This window comes from Burkholderia sp. AU44665, from assembly GCF_030504405.1.
Classification (GTDB): Bacteria; Pseudomonadota; Gammaproteobacteria; order Burkholderiales; family Burkholderiaceae; genus Burkholderia; species Burkholderia semiarida.
In genome coordinates, this window is the sequence record NZ_JAUJRI010000002.1 from 357789 (window position 1) to 378868 (window position 21080).

Genomic DNA, 21080 nt, shown 5'->3' on the forward strand with positions numbered 1-21080 from the left:
TGCGCGCGACGTGCCGCTCGCCCGCCCGCCGTCGATGCGCCGGCCGCGCTTGCCGTGACGAACCGCGCGCGCCGGCGCAGCGCCGCTCCGATTCCCCTCGCCCGACAGGACTTCCCGATGCCTACACGCTTTCGCCGAGCCGCCCGCGCGATCGCGGCATGCGCCGCCCTCGCGAGCCTGCTGCCGCACGCCGCGTTCGCGCTGACGGCGGCCGACACCGCCGCGCTCGCCGGCGACGACTTCGACGCGAAGACGGCCGCGATCGAGCGGCTCGCCACCGATACCGATCCGCGCGCGGTGGCGATCCTCAACGCGCTGTCGAGCGGCGATGCGCTCGCGACCGGCGACGGCCGGCTGCTGATCCAGTCCGGCGACACCGCGCACGACGCGCTCACGCAGGCCGCGACGCCGGCCGGCGACGCGCAGCCGGTGATGCTGAACAACCTGCTGCGCACGAAGATCGCCGGCGCGCTGTCGGGCCTCGCGCTCGCGTCGCCCGACGTCGCCGCGCGGCGTGATGCGATCGACGCGCTGCTGAAGTCGCCCGACCCGGCGCTCAAGCCGATGATCGACCGCGCCCGCGCAAAGGAAACCGATCCGGCATTGAAACGTCGCCTCGATGCACTGTGGGCGATCGCCGCGCTGCACGACGCCGATCCGGCGAAGCGCCTCGAAGCCGTGCAGGTGGTGGCCGCGCGCCAGGATCTCGACATGATCGAACAACTGCGCCCGCTCGTCGCGAAGAACGCGGACGGCAGCTACGCGGAACCCGACGCGCGCGTGCGCGAGGCCGCGCAGCAAGGGCTCGATACGTTGCACGCGCTGCAGCGCCGCGGCGAAATTGTCGGCACGCTGTTCGCCGGCCTGTCGCTCGGCAGCGTGCTGCTGCTCGCCGCGCTCGGCCTCGCGATCACGTACGGGCTGATTGGCGTGATCAACATGGCGCACGGCGAATTCCTGATGATCGGTGCGTACGCAACCTATGTCGTGCAGACGCTGATCCAGCGCTACGCGCCCGGCGCATTCGACTGGTATCCGCTCGTCGCGGTGCCGGTATCGTTCGCGGCGGCCGCGCTCGTCGGCATCGTGCTCGAACGGCTGGTGCTGCGGCACCTGTACGGCCGCCCGCTCGAGACGCTGCTCGCGACGTTCGGCGTGAGCCTGATCCTGATCCAGGCGACACGCATGCTGTTCGGCGCGCAGAACGTCCAGGTCGTGAACCCGTCGTGGATGAGCGGCGGCGTGACCGTGATGCAGAACCTGATCCTGCCGTTCAACCGGCTCGCGATCCTCGCGTTCGCGCTCGCGGTGGTGTTCGTCGCGTGGGCCGTGCTGACGAAGACGCGGCTCGGCCTGTTCGTGCGCGCGGTCACGCAGAACCGGCGGATGGCCGCCTGCGTCGGCGTGAAGACCGCGCGTGTCGACGCGTATGCGTTCGCGTTCGGCGCGGGCATCGCGGGCCTCGGCGGCTGCGCGCTGTCGCAGATCGGCAACGTGGGCCCCGATCTCGGCCAGAACTACATCATCGATTCGTTCATGGCGGTCGTGCTCGGCGGCGTCGGCCAGATCGCCGGCACCGTGCTCGGCGGCTTCGGGCTCGGCCTCGTCAGCAAGGCCATCGAGCCGTTCTGGGGCGCCGTGCTCGCGAAGATCGCGGTGCTCGTGATGATCGTGCTGTTCATCCAGAAACGCCCGCAGGGCATGTTCGCCCCGAAGGGCCGCAGCGCGGAGGCTTGACGTGACTTCATTCACCGATTCGATATCGAACCCGGTCGCCGATACGCCGAAGCCCGCCGCCGGCACGCGCGCGGACGGCTTCGCGCTCGGCCTGCCGCCCCGCCCCGCGCTGCTGTCGCGCCGCGCATGGCTCGCGCTCGTCGCGCTGTGCGTGGCGATCGGCATCGGCGTGCCGCTCGCCGCGCTCGTCGCGCCGGAAGCCAGCGCGTTCCATCTGTCCGCGTACGCGATGACGCTCGCCGGCAAGCTGATGTGCTACGCGATCGCCGCGCTCGCGCTCGATCTCGTATGGGGCTACTGCGGGATCCTGAGCCTCGGCCATGGATTGTTCTTCGCGCTGGGCGGCTATGCGATCGGCATGTACCTGATGCGCGAGATCGGCCGCGACGGCAAGTACGGCAGCGACCTGCCCGACTTCATGGTGTTTCTCGACTGGCATCAGTTGCCGTGGTACTGGAGCGGCACGCAGCATCTGGCGTGGGCGCTCGCGCTGGTCGTGCTCGTGCCGGCCGTGCTCGCATGGGTGTTCGGCTTCTTCACGTTCCGCTCGCGCGTGAAAGGCGTGTACCTGTCGATCATCACGCAGGCGCTGACGTTCGCCGCGATGCTGCTGTTCTTTCGCAACGAGACGGGCTTCGGCGGCAACAACGGCTTCACCGACTTCAAGCGCATCGCCGGCTTCGCGATCACGTCGCCGGGCACGCGCACCGTGCTGTTGCTGCTGACCTTCGCGACGCTCGTGCTCGCGTTCATCGTCGCGCGTGCGGTCGTCACGAGCAAGCTCGGGCGCGTGGTGACCGCGGTGCGCGACGGCGAGACGCGGCTGATGTTCCTCGGCTACAGCCCGCTCGCGTACAAGCTGTTCGTGTGGACGCTGTCGGCCGTGCTGTGCGGCATCGCAGGCGCCTTGTACGTGCCGCAGGTCGGCATCATCAATCCCGGCGAGATGTCGCCCGGCAACTCGATCGAAATGGCGATCTGGGTCGCGGTGGGCGGGCGCGGCACGCTGATCGGGCCGATCGTCGGCGCGTTCGCGGTGAACGGCGCGAAGAGTTTCTTCACCGCGTACTTCGCCGAATACTGGCTGTTCTTTCTCGGCCTGATCTTCGTGCTCGTGCCGCTCTTGCTGCCGCGCGGGATCATGGGCCTCGTCGACACGCTGCTCGCGAAGGGGAAACGCGCATGAACGGCACGGCTCTCTATCAGTTCACGCCGCCGCCCGAAGACGAGCTGCTCGCCGTCAGCGGCAGCGCGTCGATGGGGCGCGTCGTGCCGCCCGGCATCGACACGTCGCACGGCACGATCCTCTATCTCGAGGATATCGAGGTGAGCTTCGACGGTTTTCGCGCGCTGAAGAAGCTGTCGCTCGCGATCGACGCGGGCGAGCTGCGCTGCGTGATCGGCCCGAATGGCGCGGGCAAGACGACGATGATGGACGTGATCACCGGCAAGACGCGGCCCGACGCCGGCAAGGTGTTTCTCGGCCAGACGATCGACCTCGCGCGGATGAACGAACCCGAGATCGCGCGCGCGGGGATCGGCCGCAAGTTCCAGAAGCCGACCGTGTTCGAACAGCACCCGGTGTGGGAAAACCTCGAACTCGCGATGCAGACCGACAAGGGCTGGCTCGCGTCGCTGCGCGCGCGGCTCGACCGCACCGCGCAGGCGAAGATCGAGGAGACGCTCGCGCTGATCGGCCTCGAAAGCGATGCGTATCGCGCGGCCGGCGAACTGTCGCACGGGCAGAAGCAGCGGCTCGAAATTGGCATGCTGCTGATGCAGCGTCCCGCGCTGCTGCTGCTCGACGAGCCGGCGGCCGGGATGACCGACCACGAGACGATGGAGCTCGCCGAGCTGCTGAACACGCTGCGCGGCACCTGCTCGATGATGGTCGTCGAGCACGACATGGAATTCGTCGCGGCGCTCGCGGGCGACACGGGGCGCGTGACGGTGATGGCCGAAGGCGCGGTGCTCGCGCACGGCACGCTCGACCAGGTCAAGCGCGACGAAGCGGTGATCGAGTCTTACCTCGGACGATGATGCGATGCTGAAAATCGAAGCGCTGAACCAGTACTACGGCGGCAGCCATATCCTGCGCAACGTGAACCTCGTCGCCGACGACGGCAAGCTCACCGTGCTGCTCGGCCGCAACGGCGTCGGCAAGAGCACGCTGCTGCGCTGCCTGATGGGCGTCGTCGCCGCGAAAAGCGGCAGCGTGTCGTGGCGCGGCACCGCGCTCGGCGCGTTGCCGCCGTATGCGCGTGTGGCGGCCGGGCTCGCTTACGTGCCGCAGGGCCGCGACATCTTTCCGCGGCTCACCGTCGAGGAAAACCTGCTCGTCGGCGCGGCGAGCCGCAAGGCGCCGTCGAAAGTGCCCGATCGTATCTACGAACTGTTTCCGGTGCTGAAGGACATGCGCGCACGGCGCGGCGGCGACCTGTCGGGCGGCCAGCAGCAGCAGCTCGCGATCGGCCGCGCGCTGATGAGCGAGCCGCAGTTGCTGATCCTCGACGAGCCCACCGAAGGCATCCAGCCGTCGATCATCCAGGACATCGGGCGCACGCTGCGCCAGCTCGTCGACGAATCGAAGATGACCGTGCTGCTCGTCGAACAGTATTACGATTTCGCGCGCTCGATCGCGGACCATTATTGGGTGATGAGCCGCGGCGAGGTCATAGCGGGCGGCGATGCGCGGGACATGGAGACGAACGGCGTGCGCGAACTGATCGCGGTGTGACAGGCGGCACTGCGGTAGGCACGGCAGTAGGTAACGCGGTAGGCGTGGCAACGAACACAGGCGGCCGGCTCGCGGAACGCGCACACGCGGCGCTTCCACCGAACGCGGCATCTGCATTATTGTTCCGGTAGCATCCACGCTCTTCGCGCCCGTTTTCTTCGTTTCCCGTTCGCCGCCGATGTCCGCCCCCGACTCCCACGCCCCGCTGTCCCGCCCCGCCGTCGCCAAGTCGTGGCGCGGCCGTCTCGAACTCGGCTTCGAGCGGCACGGTGCGCGCACGACGCTCGCGCACCGGCTGCACGACGGCCCGCTGCGCGTGCAGCGGCCGCTGTACCCGGAAGGCGACGCGATCTGCCATGCGGTGATCGTGCACCCACCGGGCGGCGTCGCGGGCGGCGACCGGCTCGACATCGACATCGCGCTCGGCGACGGCACGCACGCGGTGCTGACGACGCCCGGCGCGACCAAGTGGTACAAGTCCAACGGCCTCGATGCGACGCAGCGCATCGGCATCGCGGTCGGCGCGCACGCGAAGCTCGACTGGCTACCGCAGAACAACCTGTTCTTTGACGCGGCGCACGCCGCGCTCGACTTCACGGTGACGCTCGGCGCAGGCGCGAGCGCGATCGGCTGGGACGCGACGCAGCTCGGCCGGCAGGCGGCCGGCGAAACCTGGTCGGCAGGACGCATCGCGTCGACCTCGGCGCTCGTCGATGCCGACGGCCGGCCGCTGTGGACCGAGCGCGCGCTGCTCGATGCACGCGACCCGCTGCGCGGCGCGCCGCAGGGCCTCGCCGGCTTTCCCGCCTACGGCACGCTGTGGGCGGCCGGCGCCGCGTGCGACGCCGCGCTCGCCGAAACGCTCGCCGCCAGGATGCCGTTCGACGATACGCTGCGCGCGGGCGCCACTTGCGTAACGCCCGGCGTCGTGCTGGTGCGCGCGCTGGCGACGTCGATGGAAGCGCTGCAGCGCCACTTCACCGACTGCTGGCTGCAGTTGCGGCCGATCGTGCACGGCATCGACGCGCGGCCGCTGCGTCTCTGGCAAACCTGAACGCGCGCGCATCGCGCACCGTTTCGGCGCAATGCCGCGACACACGGCGCACACTCTTCACGCATCGCGCACCACGAAAGAGCATGACGGCGCGCCGGATGCACATGGCACGCCCCTTGCTGCTTACATAAGCGATACACGACGCACGCCAAACAGCGCGGTGCTACGATGATCCGCGCGCCTGCCCGGTCGCGTGCGCACCGATAAAAATTACGTTTTCCTGAACGCCTGCCTTCATGAAACTGACTCCCCGCGAAAAGGACAAGCTGCTGATCTTCACGGCGGCGTTGCTCGCCGAACGCCGCCGTGCGCGCGGCCTGAAGCTCAACTATCCGGAGGCGGTGGCCTTCATCACCGCGGCGCTGATGGAAGCCGCGCGCGACGGCAAGACGGTCGCCGAAGTCATGCATTACGGCACGACGCTGCTCACGCGCGACGACGTGATGGACGGCGTGCCGGAAATGATTCCCGACATCCAGGTCGAAGCGACCTTCCCCGACGGCACGAAGCTCGTGACCGTCCATCATCCGATTCCGTGACCAAGGTGGTACCGCGCATGATCCCCGGCGAAATCCTCACCGACGACGGCGAACACGAACTGAACGCGGGCCGTGCGACGCTGACGCTCGCTGTCGCGAACACCGGCGACCGCCCGGTGCAGGTCGGCTCGCACTACCACTTCTTCGAAGTCAACGATGCACTGTCGTTCGACCGCGCGGCCGCGCGCGGCTTCCGGCTCAACATCGCGGCCGGCACGGCCGTGCGCTTCGAGCCGGGCCAGACGCGCACCGTCGAGCTCGTCGCCCTCGCGGGCGAGCGCGCCGTCTACGGTTTTCAGGGCAAGGTGATGGGGCCGCTGTAAGCCGCGCCCCGCTCTTCAGGAACAGCAACATGACACTACGCTTGAGCCGCCGCGCGTACGCGGAAATGTTCGGGCCGACGACGGGCGACCGCGTCCGGCTCGCCGATACCGAACTGCTGATCGAGATCGAACGCGACTTCACGACCTACGGCGAGGAAGTGAAATTCGGCGGCGGGAAGGTGATCCGCGACGGGATGGGCCAGTCGCAGCGCGTGGCCGCCGACGTGCCCGATACCGTCATCACGAACGCCGTGATACTCGATCACTGGGGCATCGTGAAGGCCGACATCGCGATCAAGCACGGCCGCATCGCCGCGATCGGCAAGGCCGGCAACCCCGACATCCAGCCGGGCGTGACGATCGCGATCGGCGCGGCCACCGAAGTGATCGCCGGCGAAGGGCTGATCGTGACGGCAGGCGGCATCGACACGCACATCCACTTCATCAGCCCGCAGCAGATCGACGAAGCGCTCGCGTCGGGCGTCACGACGATGCTCGGCGGCGGCACGGGGCCGGCCACCGGCACCAACGCGACGACCTGCACGCCGGGCCCGTGGCACATGGAGCGGATGCTGCAGGCGGCCGACGGCTGGCCGATCAACCTCGGCTTTCTCGGCAAGGGCAACGCAAGCCTGCCGCAGCCGCTCGTCGAGCAGATCGCGGCCGGCGCGATCGGCCTGAAGCTGCACGAGGACTGGGGCACGACGCCCGCCGCGATCGACAACTGCCTGTCGGTGGCCGACGACACCGACACGCAGGTCGCGATCCACACCGACACGCTGAACGAAGCCGGCTTCGTCGAATCGACGGTCGCCGCGTTCAAGGGCCGCACGATCCACACGTACCACACCGAAGGCGCGGGCGGCGGCCATGCGCCCGACATCCTGAAGGTGTGCGGCGAGATGAACGTGCTGCCGTCGTCGACCAATCCGACGCGCCCGTACACGATCAACACGCTCGACGAGCATCTCGACATGCTGATGGTGTGCCATCACCTCGATCCGTCGATCGCCGAGGATCTCGCGTTCGCCGAATCGCGCATTCGCCGCGAGACGATCGCGGCCGAGGACATCCTGCACGATCTCGGCGCGCTGTCGATGCTATCGTCCGATTCGCAGGCGATGGGCCGCGTCGGCGAAGTGATCATCCGCACCTGGCAGACCGCGCACAAGATGAAGGTGCAGCGCGGCGCGCTGCCGGAGGACACCGCGCGCAACGACAACTTCCGCGCGAAGCGCTACGTCGCGAAGTACACGATCAACCCCGCGCTCACGCACGGGATCGCGCATGAAGTCGGCTCGATCGAGCCCGGCAAGTGGGCCGACCTCGTGCTGTGGGAACCGGCGTTCTTCGGGATCAAGCCATCGATGATCCTGAAGGGCGGGATGATCGCGCTCGCGCAGATGGGCGACCCGAACGCGTCGATCCCGACGCCGCAGCCGGTCCACTATCGCGAGATGTTCGCGACGCGCGGCGGCGCGCTCGCGCGCACGTCGCTGACCTTCGCGTCGCAGATGGCGGCCGACGCCGGCATCGCGGAACGCTACGGCCTCGCGAAGCGGATCGTGCCGGTGCGCAACTGCCGCAACGTGACGAAGGCCGACATGATCCACAACGCATGGCGCCCGTCGATCAGCGTCGATCCGGAAACCTACGACGTGATCGCCGACGGCCAGTTGCTCACCTGCGAACCGGCGACGGTGCTGCCGATGGCGCAGCGCTATTTCCTGTTCTGATTCGGAATCCCCAGTTTCATGCGCACCCTCGACAAACGCATTGCCCCGAACGTGAAACTCGCCGCGTCGCTCGTCGCGCGCGCGCCGACGCTCACGCTCGCCTATGACGCCCGCTGCAAGAGCCGCCTCGCGGCGACGCTCGACACCGGCGAGGACGTCGCGGTCCTGCTGCCGCGCGGCACCGTGCTGCGCGACAGCGACGTGCTCGTCGCCGACGACGGCGCGCTCGTGCGCATCGCCGCTGCCGCCGAAACCGTGCTGCTCGTACGCGCGGCCGACCCGCTCACGCTGATGCGCGCCGCCTACCATCTCGGCAACCGTCACACACCGGTCGAGATCGGCGACGGCTACCTGAAGCTCGAGGCCGATCCGGTGCTCGCGGACATGCTGCGCCGGCTCGGCACGCAGGTCGAGGAAACGCACGCACCATTCCAGCCGGAAGCCGGCGCGTACGGCGGCGGCCACAAGCACGGACACGACGCGACGTTCGCCGAGGATTACGCGCTCGCGCAGCAGGTGTTCGGCGAACACCACGGGCATTCGCATTCGCACGATCACGATCACGATCACGATCACGGCCATCAGCATGGTCCCGGCTGCACGCACGGCCACCACGGTCATGACCACCACTGAACTCGTCGCGCTGCTGCACCTCGCGTCGCCCGCACTACCGATCGGCGCGTACAGCTATTCGCAGGGCCTCGAAGCCGCGCTCGACGCGAACCTGATCCGCGACGCCGATTCCGCGCGCGACTGGATCGCGAGCGGCCTGACCGACGTGCTCGCGCACGGCGAATTGCCGTTCCTCGCGCACCAGCTCGCCCGCTGGCAGGCGCACGACACGCACGCGCTCGCCGCCGAAAACGCATGGTTCGTCGCGAGCCGGGAATCGGCCGAACTGCGCCGCGAAACCGAACAGATGGGCTGGTCGCTCGCGCAGCTGTGCGCATCGCTCGAATGGGGCGACGCCGCACGCCGCGCGGCGCTCGCATCGATCGCGCCGATCGCGCTGCCGACCGCGTTCGCGTACGCGGCCGCCGCACACGACGCGAGCGCCGACGCGACGCTCGCCGCGTATGCATTCGGCTGGGTCGAGAACCAGACGTCCGCCGCGCTGAAGGCCGTGCCGCTCGGCCAGCTCGCCGGGCAACGCATCATCGTCGCGCTGCGCGGCGCGATCGACGCGGCCGTGCGCCGCGCGCTCGCGACGCCGCCCGACGCCGTCAACACGTTCGCGCCGCAGCTCGGCATCCTGTCCGCGCGGCACGAAACCCAGTACTCGCGGTTGTTCCGCTCCTGAACCTCTTCGCCCGACCATGAACGCACCTGCTCCCTCCTCCGCCCGCCGCACGAAGAAACTGCCGCCGCTGCGCGTCGGCATAGGCGGCCCCGTCGGCTCCGGCAAGACCACGCTGCTCGAAATGCTGTGCAAGGCGATGCGCGACAAGTACGACCTCGTCGCGATCACGAACGACATCTATACGAAGGAAGACCAGCGGCTGCTGACGGTCGCCGGCGCGCTGCCCGAGGAACGCATCATGGGTGTCGAGACGGGCGGCTGCCCGCACACGGCGATCCGCGAGGATGCGTCGATCAACCTCGAGGCGGTCGACCGGATGCTCGCGCGCTTTCCCGATGCCGACATCGTGTTCATCGAGTCCGGCGGCGACAATCTCGCGGCGACCTTCAGCCCCGAGCTGTCGGACCTGACGATCTACGTGATCGACGTGGCCGGCGGCGAGAAGATTCCGCGCAAGGGTGGCCCCGGCATCACGAAGTCCGACCTGCTCGTGATCAACAAGACCGACCTCGCGCCGCTGGTCGGCGCGAACCTCGACGTGATGGCGTCCGACACGAAGAAAATGCGCGGCGAGCGGCCTTACGTGATGACGAACCTGAAGGCGCTCGACGGTGTCGCGGACGTGATCGCGTTCATCGAGAAGAAGGGCTTGCTGACGGTGTGAGCGGCATGGCGGCGGCTCGCGTCGCCGCCATGCGTGCGCGGGCGGCCTTGCGCCGCCCTTCGTCTATTCGTCTTCGGAAGCGGCGCCCGGCAGCGCACGCGTCTCGGCTTCGACGGGCGGCAGCAGCGCGGCGAGCACGTCGACCGTGCGCGCGGTCGCACCGCGGTGACGCGCCGCGAACGCCGCGCCGGCCGCGCCCATCGCGATGCGCCGTGCCTTGTCGGCGAACAGCGCGTCGAGCACGTGCGCGAGATCGAGCGGATCCGCGACCTGCATCGCCGCACCGGCCGCGACCGCATCGGCGGTCGCCTGCGTGAAGTTGAACACGTGCGGCCCGATCAGCACCGGCACGCCGACCGCGCACGCCTCGATCAGGTTCTGCCCGCCGAGCGGCAGCAGGCTGCCGCCGATGAACGCGATGTCGGCCGCCGCGTAGTACGCGCCGAGCTCGCCCATCGAATCGCCGAGCAGCACCGTCACGTCGCCGGCCAACGGTTCGGCGGCCGGCCGGCCGGCCGCGAGCGCGGCCGCATCGGCCGCCCAGGCGGAGCGCCGCACGCACTTGAGCCCGCTGCGCACGACGAGCGCCTCGACTTCGGCGAAGCGCTGCGGATGACGCGGCACGAGCACCAGCAACGCGCCGGGCGTGCGCATTTCCACGAACGCCTGCAGCACCAGCGCTTCCTCGTTCTCGCGCGTGCTGGCCGCGACCCACACCGGCCGCGCGCCGATCGCGTCGCGCCACGCATGGCCGCGTGCCGCGAGCTCCGGCGGCGTCGTCATGTCGAACTTCAGGTTGCCGAGCACGGTCACGTTGCGGGCGCCGAGCGACGTGAGCCGCTCCGCATCGGCCGGGCTCTGCGCGAGCACGCGCGAGAAGCCGCCGAACACGTCGCGCGTCGCCGCGCCGAACTTCGCCGCGCGCCGGAACGAACGCGCGGACATCCGCGCATTGGTCAGCACGAGCGGCACGTCCGCGCGGCGGCACTCGTCGATCAGCGTCGGCCACACCTCGGTTTCCATCACGAGGCCGAGCGTCGGCCGCCATGCGCGCAGGAAGCGCCGCACCGCGCCCGGCATGTCGTACGGCAGGTAGCAGCGCAGCACGCGATCGCCGAAGATCTGTTCGCCCGTCGCGCGGCCGCTCGGCGTCATGTGCGTGAGCAGGATGCGCGCATCGGGGCGCGCGCGCATCAGCGCATCGATCAGCGGCTGCGCGGCGCGCGTCTCGCCGACGGAGACCGCATGCACCCAGATCAGCGGCGCGCGGTCGTCCGGCGAGCGGCCCGCGACCTGGCCGAAGCGCTCGCCGATATGCTCGCGATAACCGCGCTCCTTGCGCGAACGCACATAAAGCCGGATGACCGCGGCCGGCGCGACGAGCCACCACAGCGCACGATAGATCGCCCTCAGCATGCGGCCGCCCGGGCGTTGCGTCGAAACAGGGGCGCGCTCAAACCAGCGCCCTGCCCGTCAGGCGTTCGAGAATGCCGAGCGGCGCGCACTCGCGGCGCACCATCGCATCGACCGGGAGGAAGAAGGTCTGCTCGAGCATGAACTGGCCGGACATCACAGCGTGCGAAGTCTGATCGGAGAAACATATCCACACGCTGCCCGGCGGAAACGGCATCGTCTGTTGTGGACACGTCTTCTGGTAGTCGAGATCGGCCTTCATCCCGTCGTGCAGGTTCAGCATCAGGTGGTCGTATGCGCTGCGCGGCGATTTCGTCACGTGCAGCAGGTTCAGCAGCCACGCCGAGCCCGGCAACTGCGGCCGGATCTTCGGCAGGAAACGCTTCGCGACGTCCTCGAACGGCTCGCCGACGCGCCACACGCGCGGCGCGCCGGCCGGGTTCACGTTCGTGAACACGCGCAGGATGCGCTCGCCGTAGTTCGGCCGCGACGGAAACGCGTCGACGTGCAGCCGGCTGTCGTCCTTGCGCCACGACGTCTGGCGCGTTTCGACCTGCATCAGCCGCAGGCTCGTCGGCGCGACGCGCAGCTTGCCGCGATATTCGGGGAAAAGGCCGTCGACGAGCGTGCCGGCCTGCTGCTGGAAGCGCGCGACGAGCGCGCGCACGGCCGACTGCGTGACGCTGTCGCCCAGCACGCCGGCAAGCGCGCCGCCGTTCGGCGCGAGGCTGATGTTCTTGCGTTTCGGATCGGCGAGCGCCGGATCGAGCAACGCTTCCTCGCCGCCTTCGATCGCGAAGCGCAGGTGCGGGAAATACAGCACCTTGCCTTCCTCGACCGCCGCCAGCAACTGCTCGCGCGGCGTCGACAGGTTGTGTCCGCTCCAGTCGGCGGACGGGACTTCGATGATCTGGGATTCGCTCATGATCGGTTCGCGTGTGGACAGCATTACAGGAGACCGAAGCCCGCGAGCGCCGACTTCACCTGCGCGATCGACGGGGGCTGCCCCGCCGTGCCGAGATTGACGACGTTCGGCGACCAGTAGCCGCCGGTCCGCCAGGCCGTCGCGAAATTGTACAGTTCGACCGTCGGACGCTTCAGCGCGGCCGCGATGTGAACCAGACCTGTATCAACCCCGACCGTCGCGGCCGCGCCGTCGATCAGCCCGACCACGGCCGGCAGCGACAGCTTCGGCGGCACGATCGCCGCCGCGCCGAATTCCTTCGCGAGCCGCTCGCTGGTCGCGCGTTCCGCGTCGTTGCCCCACGGTAGCACGAGCGACGCGCCGCGCCGCACGAGCGCCTGGCCGAGCTCGATCCACGCGGCGTCCGGCCACTGCTTGTCGGCGCGCGACGTCGCGTGAACGAACACGACGTACGGCACCGGCAGGTTCAGGCCGAGCGCGGCCACCGCGAGCGCCGCCGCGCGCGTGTCGAGGCCGAATTCGACCGGATCGGCCGGCGTCGGCGCCGGATCGTCCAGCGCGGCCGCGACGAGCTGCCGCGAGCGCTCGACCACGTGCGTGCGCGGCGCGATCGGCACGCGCTTGCGGTAAAAGAAGCGCACCGGCCATTCGTAGCCGGCGCCGTCGGTGCGGTTGCCGAGCCCGACGAGCGGGCCGCGCGCCCAGCTCGCGACCCATGCCGTCTTGATGAGGCCCTGGCAGTCGATCACGAGGTCGTACTGCTCGGCCGCGAGGCGCCGGCGGAACGCACGGATCTCGCGCCACGTCGCGCCCGAAAACGGCCTCTTGCGCCAGCGGCGCAGCGAGAACGGCAGCACGTTGCGCACGCCGTCGACGAGCCGCACGAGGTCGACGAAGCTTTCCTCGACGAGCCAGTCGATCTGCGCATCGGGGTGGCGGCGCCGGATATCGGCGATCACCGGCATGTTGTGCACGACGTCGCCCAGCGACGACACGCGCACGATCAGGATCTTTTGCACGCTGAAAAAACGCCGGCTGGCAGCCGGCGACGGACATAAAGGGGGGATTTTATCGCGGCCGGACGACCGGACAGACAAAAAGCGGCCGCGCGCCCGGGGCGCGCGCCGCTTTTCGGGATGAACACGGCCGATGAACGGCCGTCGTACGGGCGGCCCGCCGGCCGGCGCTCAGAACGGCAGCTTGACGTCCGGCTTCGCGGCCGTCAGCACGCGGCGGAAGTCTTCCTGGATACGCTTGAGCCCTTCCTGCGTCTCGGCTTCGAAACGCATCACGACGACCGGCGTCGTGTTCGACGAACGCGCGAGGCCGAAGCCGTCCGGGTACTCGACACGCAGGCCGTCGATCGTCACGACTTCCTCGGCGCCCTCGAACTTCGCCTCTTTCTGCAGCTTGTCGATCAGGCGGAAATTCTCGCCTTCGTCGAGCCAGAGCTGCAGTTCGGGCGTGCTCATCGCGTCCGGCAGGCTGTTGAGCAGCGCGCTCGGATCGGCCGTCTTCGCGAGGATCTCGAGCAGGCGCGCGCCGGTGTACAGGCCGTCGTCGAAGCCGTACCAGCGATCCTTGAAGAACACGTGGCCGCTCATTTCGCCGGCGAGCGGCGCACCCGTCTCGCGCAGCTTCGCCTTGACCAGCGAGTGGCCCGTCTTCCACATCAGCGGCTCGCCGCCCTTCGACTTCACCCACTGCGCGAGGTGGCGCGTGCACTTCACGTCGTAGATGATCTGGGCGCCCGGGTTGCGCGACAGCACTTCTTCCGCGAACAGCATCAGCTGGCGGTCCGGATAGATGATCTGGCCGTCCTTCGTGACGACGCCCAGGCGGTCGCCGTCGCCGTCGAACGCGAAGCCGAGCTCGGCGTCGGTGTCCTTCAGCGCCTGGATCACGTCCTGCAGGTTTTCCGGATGGGCGGGATCGGGATGGTGGTTCGGGAACGTGCCGTCGATGTCGGTAAAGCGCTCGACGAGTTCGCAGCCGAGCGCCTTGAACAGGCGCGTCGCGAGCGGGCCCGCGACGCCGTTGCCGGCGTCGACGACCAGCTTCAGCGGCCGCGCGAGCTTCACGTCGCCGACGATACGCGCGATGTATTGATCGGCGACGTCGATTTCCTCATACGTGCCGCTGCCCGTCTCGAACCGCTCGTCGACGATGCGGCGGTACAGCGCCTGGATCTGCTCGCCATAGATCGCGGCGCCGCGCAGCACCATCTTGAAGCCGTTATAGTCGGGCGGGTTGTGGCTGCCCGTGACGACGATGCACGAATCGACGCGGCGCTCGCCGCCCTTCAGCGCGAGCGGCACGTTCGCCGCGAAATAGCCGACCGGCGTCGGCACCATGCCGACGTCGACGACGTCGACACCCGCAGCACGCAGGCCGTCGGCCAGCGCGCCGACGAGTTCCGGCCCGGACAGGCGGCCGTCGCGCGCGACGACGACCGCATCGCCGCCCTGCGCACGCACTTCGCTGCCGAATGCGCGGCCGATCCCGCGCGCCGTGTCGACGTCGAGCGTCTTGCCGACCACGCCACGGATGTCATATGCCTTGAAGATGGATTGGGAGATCATCGATTCTCTTCTCTCTCAGTTGCGTGCATGGAAAATTGTCTGGCTTGGCTGGCCGCCTCTCGCCGGTGCCGCGCATGATACATGCGGCCCCGCAAAACAAGGAATGGAACGGCTGGCGCGGTCGCGATCCCACTTATAATCGCGGGTTTCGATGACGCGCATATCGCCCATTTTAATGCCTGGCCGTCCCGCCGCCGCCCACCCGCCGCTTCCGGCCGCCCTGCCCGCGCGCCGCCGCTGCCGCGCATGCTGAAGCGCTTCGGCAACCCGGACGTCGCGAAAGCCGTCGCGAACCTCGTCTGGCTGGGGCTCGAACGGCTCACGCAGATCGGCGTCGCGATCGCGATCAGCGGCCTGCTGGCCCGTTATTTCGGGCCAGATGTGTTCGGCAAATGGCAGTATGCGAATACGCTGCTCCTGGTACTGGCGCCGCTCACCTGGGTGTGCGGCGCGGAAATCCTCGTCCCGACCATCGTCCAGCGCCCGCCCGCCCAGCTCGGCGCGGTGCTCGGCAGCGCGTTCGTGCTGCGCATCGCCGTGTCGGTCGCCGCGCTCGCCGCGACCTGGATCGCGATCGCCGCGGGCGCCTTCGACCCGCTGGTCGGCGCGATGCTCGCGGGCCTCGCGGTCACGATGGTGTTCCGCGAGCCGTTCGTCGGCGTGATCAACGCGTGGCTGCAGAGCATGACCTACAGCAAGCCGCAGCTCGTCGCCAGCATGGTCACCGCGCTCGCCAAGGCGCTGCTCGTATGGCTGCTGGTGCGCGCGGCCGCCGGCCCTGCCCGCTTCGCGTGGCTGTGGGCGCTGGAAGCCGCCGCGATCGGCTTCGCGCTGCTGCTGTACTACCGGCATCGTAACGGCGGCGCGCTCGGCTGGACGTTCGACAGGCCGCTGTTCCGGCACTTTGCGACGGCCGGCACCGTGTTCTGGCTCGGCCTCATCTGCATGTATCTGTTCCTGAAGCTCGACCGCCTGATGCTCGAGCGCCACGTGTCGTTCGCCGATCTCGGCCGCTACTCGGCCGCGCAGCAGCTCAACGAGAACTGGATCACGCTCGCGCTGATGCTCGCGCAGACCATCGCGCCCGCCTTCGTCTACCGCGTGCAGGACGTCGCGCGGCTGCGCCGCAACATCGTCCGGCTGATCGCGATGACGGCCGGCCTGATGACGGCCGGCGCGCTCGTGCTCGACGCCGCCGCCCCGCTGATCGTCGGCAAGGTGTTCGGCCGCGGCTACGAGGCGTCGGTCGACATCTTCCGCTGGGCCGTGTGGCTGTCCGTGCCGGCCGGCATCGAGGCGATAGGCAATCTTATCGTTCTCAAATATCAAGCAAAATTCGTGTTGCTCACGAAATGGCTGCTCGCGCTGGCGATCGCCGCGCTCGTGAACCTGTTCGCGATCCCGCGGCTCGGCCTGTACGGCGCGCTCGTCGGGCTGGCGGCCGGCTACCTGGCTGCTGCCGCCGTCAACTTTTATTACATCCGTTTCAAGCTGCGAACATGACGCCCTCCGATAGCCCGCCCCCGCTCGACGACGTGGCCGTGCTGATGCCGGCCTACAACGGGCACGACGACGTCGTCCGGACCCTCGCGTCGTTTCGCGAGGATGCGCGCGTGCACGTGCTGATCGTCGACGACGGCAGCACGCCGCCGATCGTCGCGCCCGACCTGCCGGGCCTGGCGATCGACGTGCTGCGCATGCCGCAAAACGGCGGCATCGAACGCGCGCTGGCGGCCGGCATCGACGCGCTCGCCGCGCGCGGCTTCCGCTACGCGGCCCGCATCGACGCGGGCGATCTCGCCGCGCCGCGGCGCCTCGCGAAAGAGCGCGCGTATCTCGGCGCCCACCCGCGCGTCGCCTGCGTCGGCATGTGGACGCAGGTCGTGTCGCGCGCCGGCGAGCCGCGCTTCATGCTCACGCCGCCCGCCGATCCGCGCACGCTGCGCCGCACGCGCTTCCTGCGCTCGCCGCTCGTGCATCCGTCGGTCATGTTGCGCATCGACGCCGTGCGCGAAGTGGGCAACTATCGGGCCAAGTACCGCGCGGCCGAGGATCTCGATCTTTTTTTACGGTTAATGCAACGCTACGATTGCGCGAACCTGCCGGAACTCGGCCTGTATTACGAGCTTAACGAGGGCGGGATCAGTGCGACCAAGCGCCGGCGCCAACTGGTGTCGACGCTCACGCTGCTGCTGCGCCACTTCAACGTGCTGAACCCGTACGACTGGGCCGGCCTCGCCAAGAACCTGCTGCACTTCGTGACGCCGTACCGTACGCTGCAGCGCATCAAGCAGACGCTGTTCGCCGCGCGGCCGTCCGCCTGACGCGCATCCGGCCCGTTCGGCAATTTCGACGCTTTATTTTTTCTTTTTTTCATGTCCGCCACCTCTCCGCTGCGCATCGCGCTCGTCTGCAACACGGCCTGGGCGATCCATACGTATCGCCACGGGCTGATCCGTGCGCTCGTCGCGCGCGGCGCCGAGGTCATCGTGATCGCGCCGCACGACCGCACGGTGCCGTTGCTCGAACAGATGGGCTGCCGCTACGTCGCGCTCGCGGTCGCGTCGAAAGGCACGAGCCCGCGCGAGGATCTCGGCACGCTCGCCGCGCTCGCGCGCCACTACCGCGCGCTGCGGCCCGACCTCGTGTTCCATTACACGATCAAGCCGAACATCTACGGCTCGGTGGCCGCATGGCTCGCGCGCGTGCCGTCGATCGCGGTGACGACGGGCCTCGGCTACGTGTTCATCCAGAAGAGCCGCGCGGCGAGCATCGCGAAGCGCCTGTACCGGTTCGCGTTCCGCTTCCCGCGCGAGGTGTGGTTCCTGAACCGCGACGATCTCGCGACCTTCACCGACGAGCGCTTGCTCGCGCATCCCGAGCGCGCGCGGCTGCTGCACGGCGAAGGCGTCGATCTCGACCAGTTCTCGCCCGTGCCGCTGCCGGGCGGCGACGCGCCCGTCTTCATCCTGATCGGCCGGCTGCTGTGGGACAAGGGCGTGCGTGAATACGTGGAAGCCGCGCGTGTCGTGCGCGAGCGCTTTCCGAACGCGCGTTTCCAGTTGCTCGGGCCGCTCGGCGTCGACAATCCAAGCGCGATCGGTCGCGCGGACGTCGACGCGTGGGTCGGCGAAGGCATCGTCGAGTATCTCGGCGAAGCGCACGACGTGCGCCCGCACATCGCGGCGGCCGACTGCGTCGTGCTGCCGTCGTACCGCGAAGGCGTGCCGCGCACCTTGATGGAAGCATCGGCGATGGGCCGCCCGATCGTCGCGACCGACGTGCCGGGCTGCCGCGACGTCGTCGCCGACGGCGAAACGGGGTTCCTGTGCCGCGTGCGCGACAGCGGAAGCCTCGCGGAACAATTGATTCGCATGATCGCGCTCGGGCCGCAAGGCCGCGCGGCGATGGGCGCACGCGGCCGACACAAGGTCGCGGCGGAATTCGACGAACAGCAGGTCGTCGAACGCTACAGGGAGACCATCCATTCGTTGACGGGATTCACACTCTGAAGGAGCGCATCAGCAATGACCGCTAAAGGCACCATCCTCGTTACCGGCGGCGCGGGCTATATCGGCTCGCATACGGCCGTCGAGCTGCTCGACAACGGCTACGACGTCGTGATCGTCGACAACCTCGTGAACAGCAAGGCTGAATCGGTGCGGCGCATCGAGCAGATCACGGGCAAGACGCCCGCGTTCCACCAGGTCGACGTGTGCGACGAAGCCGCGCTCGCGAAGGTGTTCGACGCGCACCCGATCACCGGCACGATTCATTTCGCGGCGCTCAAGGCCGTCGGCGAATCGGTCGCGAAGCCGCTCGAGTACTACCAGAACAACATCGGCGGCCTGCTCGCCGTGCTCAAGGTCATGCGCGAGCGCAACGTCCGGCAGTTCGTGTTCAGCTCGTCGGCGACCGTGTACGGCGTGCCCGAGCGCTCGCCGATCGACGAATCGTTCCCGCTGTCCGCGACGAACCCGTACGGCCAGTCGAAGCTGATCGCCGAGCAGATCCTGCGCGATCTCGAAGTCTCGGACCCGTCGTGGCGGATCGCCACGCTGCGCTACTTCAACCCGGTCGGCGCGCACGCGAGCGGGCTGATCGGTGAGGATCCGGCCGGCATCCCGAACAACCTGATGCCGTACGTCGCGCAGGTCGCGGTCGGCAAGCTGGAAAAGCTGCGCGTGTTCGGCTCCGACTACCCGACGCCGGACGGCACCGGTGTGCGCGACTACATCCACGTCGTCGATCTCGCGAAGGGGCACATCGCCGCGCTCGATGCGCTGGCCACCCGCGACGCGAGCTTCGTCGTGAACCTCGGCACCGGCCAGGGCTACAGCGTGCTGGAAGTCGTACGTGCGTTCGAGAAGGCGTCGGGCCGCCCGGTGCCGTACGAACTCGTCGCGCGCCGCCCGGGCGACATCGCCGAGTGCTATGCGAACCCGCAGGCCGCGGCCGACATCATCGGCTGGCGTGCGACGCTCGGCATCGAGGAAATGTGTGCCGACCACTGGCGATGGCAGGAGGGGAACCCGCGCGGTTTTGTATAATCCGCTGTCCATTTTTCGAGCGATCCCATGCTCAGCTTCGCGTCCGGCTTCATCGTCTCCTTGCTCGTCACGCTGTTCATCGTGCGCTACGCGCACCTTCACGAGAAATTCTCGATCGACAGCGACCTGGCCGGCGTGCAGAAATTCCACGTGCGGCCCGTGCCGCGCGTCGGGGGCATCGGGATCCTCGCCGGGGTCGTCGTGGCCGCGCTGCTCGTGTCGCGACGCTACCCGACGATCGCCGGCAGCATTCTCGGGATCGTCGCCTGCGGGCTGCCGGCGTTCCTGTCCGGCCTCGTCGAGGACCTGACCAAGCGCGTGTCGCCCCGCGCGCGGCTGCTGTGCACGATGGGCGCGGCCGCGCTGGCGTTCTGGCTGCTCGGTATCGCGGTCAAGCGCATCAGCGTGCCGCCGCTCGATTTTCTGCTCGGCTACGTGGCCATCTCGGCGTTCATCACCGTGCTGGCGGTCGCGGCGCTCGCGAACGCGATCAACATCATCGACGGCTTCAACGGGCTCGCGTCGATGGTCAGCTTCATGATGTTCGCGTCGCTCGCGTATGTCGCGTTCCACGTCAACGACCCGGTCGTGATGTCCGCGTCGATCATCATGATGGGCGCCGTGCTCGGCTTCTTCCTGTGGAATTTCCCGGCCGGGCTGATCTTTCTCGGCGACGGCGGCGCGTATTTCATCGGCTTCATGCTCGCGGAGCTCGCGATCATGCTGGTGATGCGCAACCGCGAGGTGTCCGCGTGGTATCCGGTGCTGCTGTTCATGTATCCGATCTTCGAGACCTGCTTCTCGATCTACCGGAAGAAGTTCATCCGCGGGATGTCGCCAGGGATTCCGGACGGCGTGCATCTGCATATGCTCGTGTACAAGCGGCTGATGCGGTGGGCCGTGGGGACGAAGCATGCGCACGATCTGACGCGGCGGAATTCGCTTACCTCACCTTATCTGTGGCTGCTGTGCCTCGTTGCGGTGATTCCGGCGACGCTGTTCTGGCGGCATACCGTGCATCTGTTCGTTTTTGTCGTGGTGTTCGCGCTGACTTATGTGTGGCTTTATCTCAGCATCGTCAGGTTCAGGGCGCCGCGGTGGATGGTGGTGAGGAAGGGGAAGGGGGGGTATTGAGGGGTGCGGGTAGCCGGCGCGTTGTCGGCTCGCATGGCGCGTCGATGCCGACGGACCGTATCACTAGTGGCTTTAGCGTCGTCCCTTCGTTGATTCCTGCGCTATAGACGGCACGGGCCGAATTGCATACCGACGAATACAGCATGCTGACGTTCGGTGTGCCCCAGCCGGTCACGAAGTCCCATCCCGAATCTGCCCTGTACGCGCCGTTCGCCCCGTACGTGATATCGCGAAAGACCGATGGCGTCGTGACCTGAGCGTGGGCGCCGCAAAATCGAGATTCGTCGCGCAGGCACTGGACAACACGCGCGCCCAGGTCGCAGCAAATAGCGGTGCGGACAGACTCGTCCCGCCCACTATCTCGAGTTGTCCGCCCACGGCGACTG

At 68.5% G+C, this 21080-nt stretch carries 20 protein-coding genes; 16 read left to right on the top strand and 4 right to left on the bottom strand.

What is annotated here, in order from left to right:
* Window positions 1-117 precede the first annotated feature (117 nt).
* The 11 genes from urtB to ureG all read left to right on the top strand — a co-directional run bounded on the left by urtB (window position 118) and on the right by ureG (window position 10090).
* A complete protein-coding gene (gene urtB, locus QZM15_RS06800; RefSeq protein ID WP_124859606.1) occupies window positions 118-1737 on the top strand; it encodes an urea ABC transporter permease subunit UrtB in 1620 nt (539 codons plus the stop codon).
* A gap of 1 nt (window position 1738) precedes the next feature.
* The gene (gene urtC, locus QZM15_RS06805) at window positions 1739-2923 is read left to right on the top strand and encodes an urea ABC transporter permease subunit UrtC (RefSeq protein ID WP_059574173.1); all 1185 of its coding nucleotides are present in this window, start codon (window positions 1739-1741) and stop codon (window positions 2921-2923) included.
* Complete coding sequence (gene urtD, locus QZM15_RS06810; protein WP_060312934.1) at window positions 2920-3777, top strand: urea ABC transporter ATP-binding protein UrtD; 858 nt, start codon at window positions 2920-2922, stop codon at window positions 3775-3777. The genes urtC and urtD overlap by 4 nt, the downstream gene beginning before the upstream one ends.
* Before the next feature lie 4 nt (window positions 3778-3781).
* Window positions 3782-4474: an urea ABC transporter ATP-binding subunit UrtE gene (gene urtE, locus QZM15_RS06815; RefSeq protein ID WP_302106083.1), complete on the top strand. Its 693-nt coding sequence runs from the start codon at window positions 3782-3784 to the stop codon at window positions 4472-4474.
* Between the two features lie 178 nt (window positions 4475-4652).
* On the top strand, window positions 4653-5528 hold the full coding sequence (locus QZM15_RS06820) for an urease accessory protein UreD (protein ID WP_275906260.1): 876 nt from the start codon (window positions 4653-4655) through the stop codon (window positions 5526-5528).
* Between the two features lie 236 nt (window positions 5529-5764).
* On the top strand, window positions 5765-6067 hold the full coding sequence (gene ureA / locus QZM15_RS06825; protein ID WP_006406310.1) for an urease subunit gamma: 303 nt from the start codon (window positions 5765-5767) through the stop codon (window positions 6065-6067).
* Window positions 6068-6084: 17 nt separating this feature from the next.
* Window positions 6085-6390 carry an urease subunit beta gene (locus QZM15_RS06830; RefSeq protein WP_059641908.1) on the top strand — a complete coding sequence of 102 codons (306 nt, stop codon included), beginning with the start codon at window positions 6085-6087 and terminating at the stop codon, window positions 6388-6390.
* 29 nt (window positions 6391-6419) lie between these two features.
* The gene (ureC, locus tag QZM15_RS06835) at window positions 6420-8126 is read left to right on the top strand and encodes an urease subunit alpha (RefSeq protein WP_302106084.1); all 1707 of its coding nucleotides are present in this window, start codon (window positions 6420-6422) and stop codon (window positions 8124-8126) included.
* 18 nt (window positions 8127-8144) lie between these two features.
* Window positions 8145-8759 carry an urease accessory protein UreE gene (gene ureE, locus QZM15_RS06840; protein ID WP_302106085.1) on the top strand — a complete coding sequence of 205 codons (615 nt, stop codon included), beginning with the start codon at window positions 8145-8147 and terminating at the stop codon, window positions 8757-8759.
* Window positions 8746-9426: an urease accessory protein UreF gene (locus QZM15_RS06845; RefSeq protein WP_302106086.1), complete on the top strand. Its 681-nt coding sequence runs from the start codon at window positions 8746-8748 to the stop codon at window positions 9424-9426. The genes ureE and QZM15_RS06845 overlap by 14 nt, the downstream gene beginning before the upstream one ends.
* A gap of 16 nt (window positions 9427-9442) precedes the next feature.
* Window positions 9443-10090: an urease accessory protein UreG gene (gene ureG / locus QZM15_RS06850; RefSeq protein ID WP_059574181.1), complete on the top strand. Its 648-nt coding sequence runs from the start codon at window positions 9443-9445 to the stop codon at window positions 10088-10090.
* 63 nt (window positions 10091-10153) lie between these two features.
* On the opposite strand, the gene waaA is transcribed toward ureG, so the two are convergent.
* From waaA to QZM15_RS06870, 4 genes are all read right to left on the bottom strand, one after another.
* On the bottom strand, window positions 10154-11506 hold the full coding sequence (gene waaA, locus QZM15_RS06855) for a lipid IV(A) 3-deoxy-D-manno-octulosonic acid transferase (protein WP_302106087.1): 1353 nt from the start codon (window positions 11504-11506) through the stop codon (window positions 10154-10156).
* Window positions 11507-11543: 37 nt separating this feature from the next.
* On the bottom strand, window positions 11544-12428 hold the full coding sequence (locus QZM15_RS06860) for a Kdo hydroxylase family protein (protein WP_059642178.1): 885 nt from the start codon (window positions 12426-12428) through the stop codon (window positions 11544-11546).
* A 23-nt stretch (window positions 12429-12451) separates the two neighbouring features.
* A complete protein-coding gene (waaC, locus tag QZM15_RS06865; RefSeq protein ID WP_059574183.1) occupies window positions 12452-13447 on the bottom strand; it encodes a lipopolysaccharide heptosyltransferase I in 996 nt (331 codons plus the stop codon).
* 168 nt (window positions 13448-13615) lie between these two features.
* Window positions 13616-15010 carry a phosphomannomutase/phosphoglucomutase gene (locus tag QZM15_RS06870; protein ID WP_059574184.1) on the bottom strand — a complete coding sequence of 465 codons (1395 nt, stop codon included), beginning with the start codon at window positions 15008-15010 and terminating at the stop codon, window positions 13616-13618.
* A 246-nt stretch (window positions 15011-15256) separates the two neighbouring features.
* Between QZM15_RS06870 and QZM15_RS06875 the strand changes: the two genes are divergently transcribed.
* From QZM15_RS06875 to QZM15_RS06895, 5 genes are read left to right on the top strand one after another with little or no spacing between them, the layout of a single operon-like run.
* Window positions 15257-16513, top strand: coding sequence for a lipopolysaccharide biosynthesis protein (locus tag QZM15_RS06875; protein WP_059641920.1), 1257 nt, complete (start codon window positions 15257-15259; stop codon window positions 16511-16513).
* Window positions 16510-17334 carry a glycosyltransferase gene (locus tag QZM15_RS06880; protein ID WP_302106088.1) on the top strand — a complete coding sequence of 275 codons (825 nt, stop codon included), beginning with the start codon at window positions 16510-16512 and terminating at the stop codon, window positions 17332-17334. Before QZM15_RS06875 ends, QZM15_RS06880 begins: the two co-directional genes overlap by 4 nt.
* A gap of 51 nt (window positions 17335-17385) precedes the next feature.
* Window positions 17386-18522 carry a glycosyltransferase family 4 protein gene (locus QZM15_RS06885; RefSeq protein WP_059641926.1) on the top strand — a complete coding sequence of 379 codons (1137 nt, stop codon included), beginning with the start codon at window positions 17386-17388 and terminating at the stop codon, window positions 18520-18522.
* A 15-nt stretch (window positions 18523-18537) separates the two neighbouring features.
* A complete protein-coding gene (gene galE / locus QZM15_RS06890) occupies window positions 18538-19560 on the top strand; it encodes a UDP-glucose 4-epimerase GalE (RefSeq protein WP_302106089.1) in 1023 nt (340 codons plus the stop codon).
* A gap of 27 nt (window positions 19561-19587) precedes the next feature.
* Window positions 19588-20694, top strand: coding sequence for a glycosyltransferase (locus QZM15_RS06895; protein ID WP_302106090.1), 1107 nt, complete (start codon window positions 19588-19590; stop codon window positions 20692-20694).
* The last annotated feature ends 386 nt before the right edge of the window (window positions 20695-21080 follow it).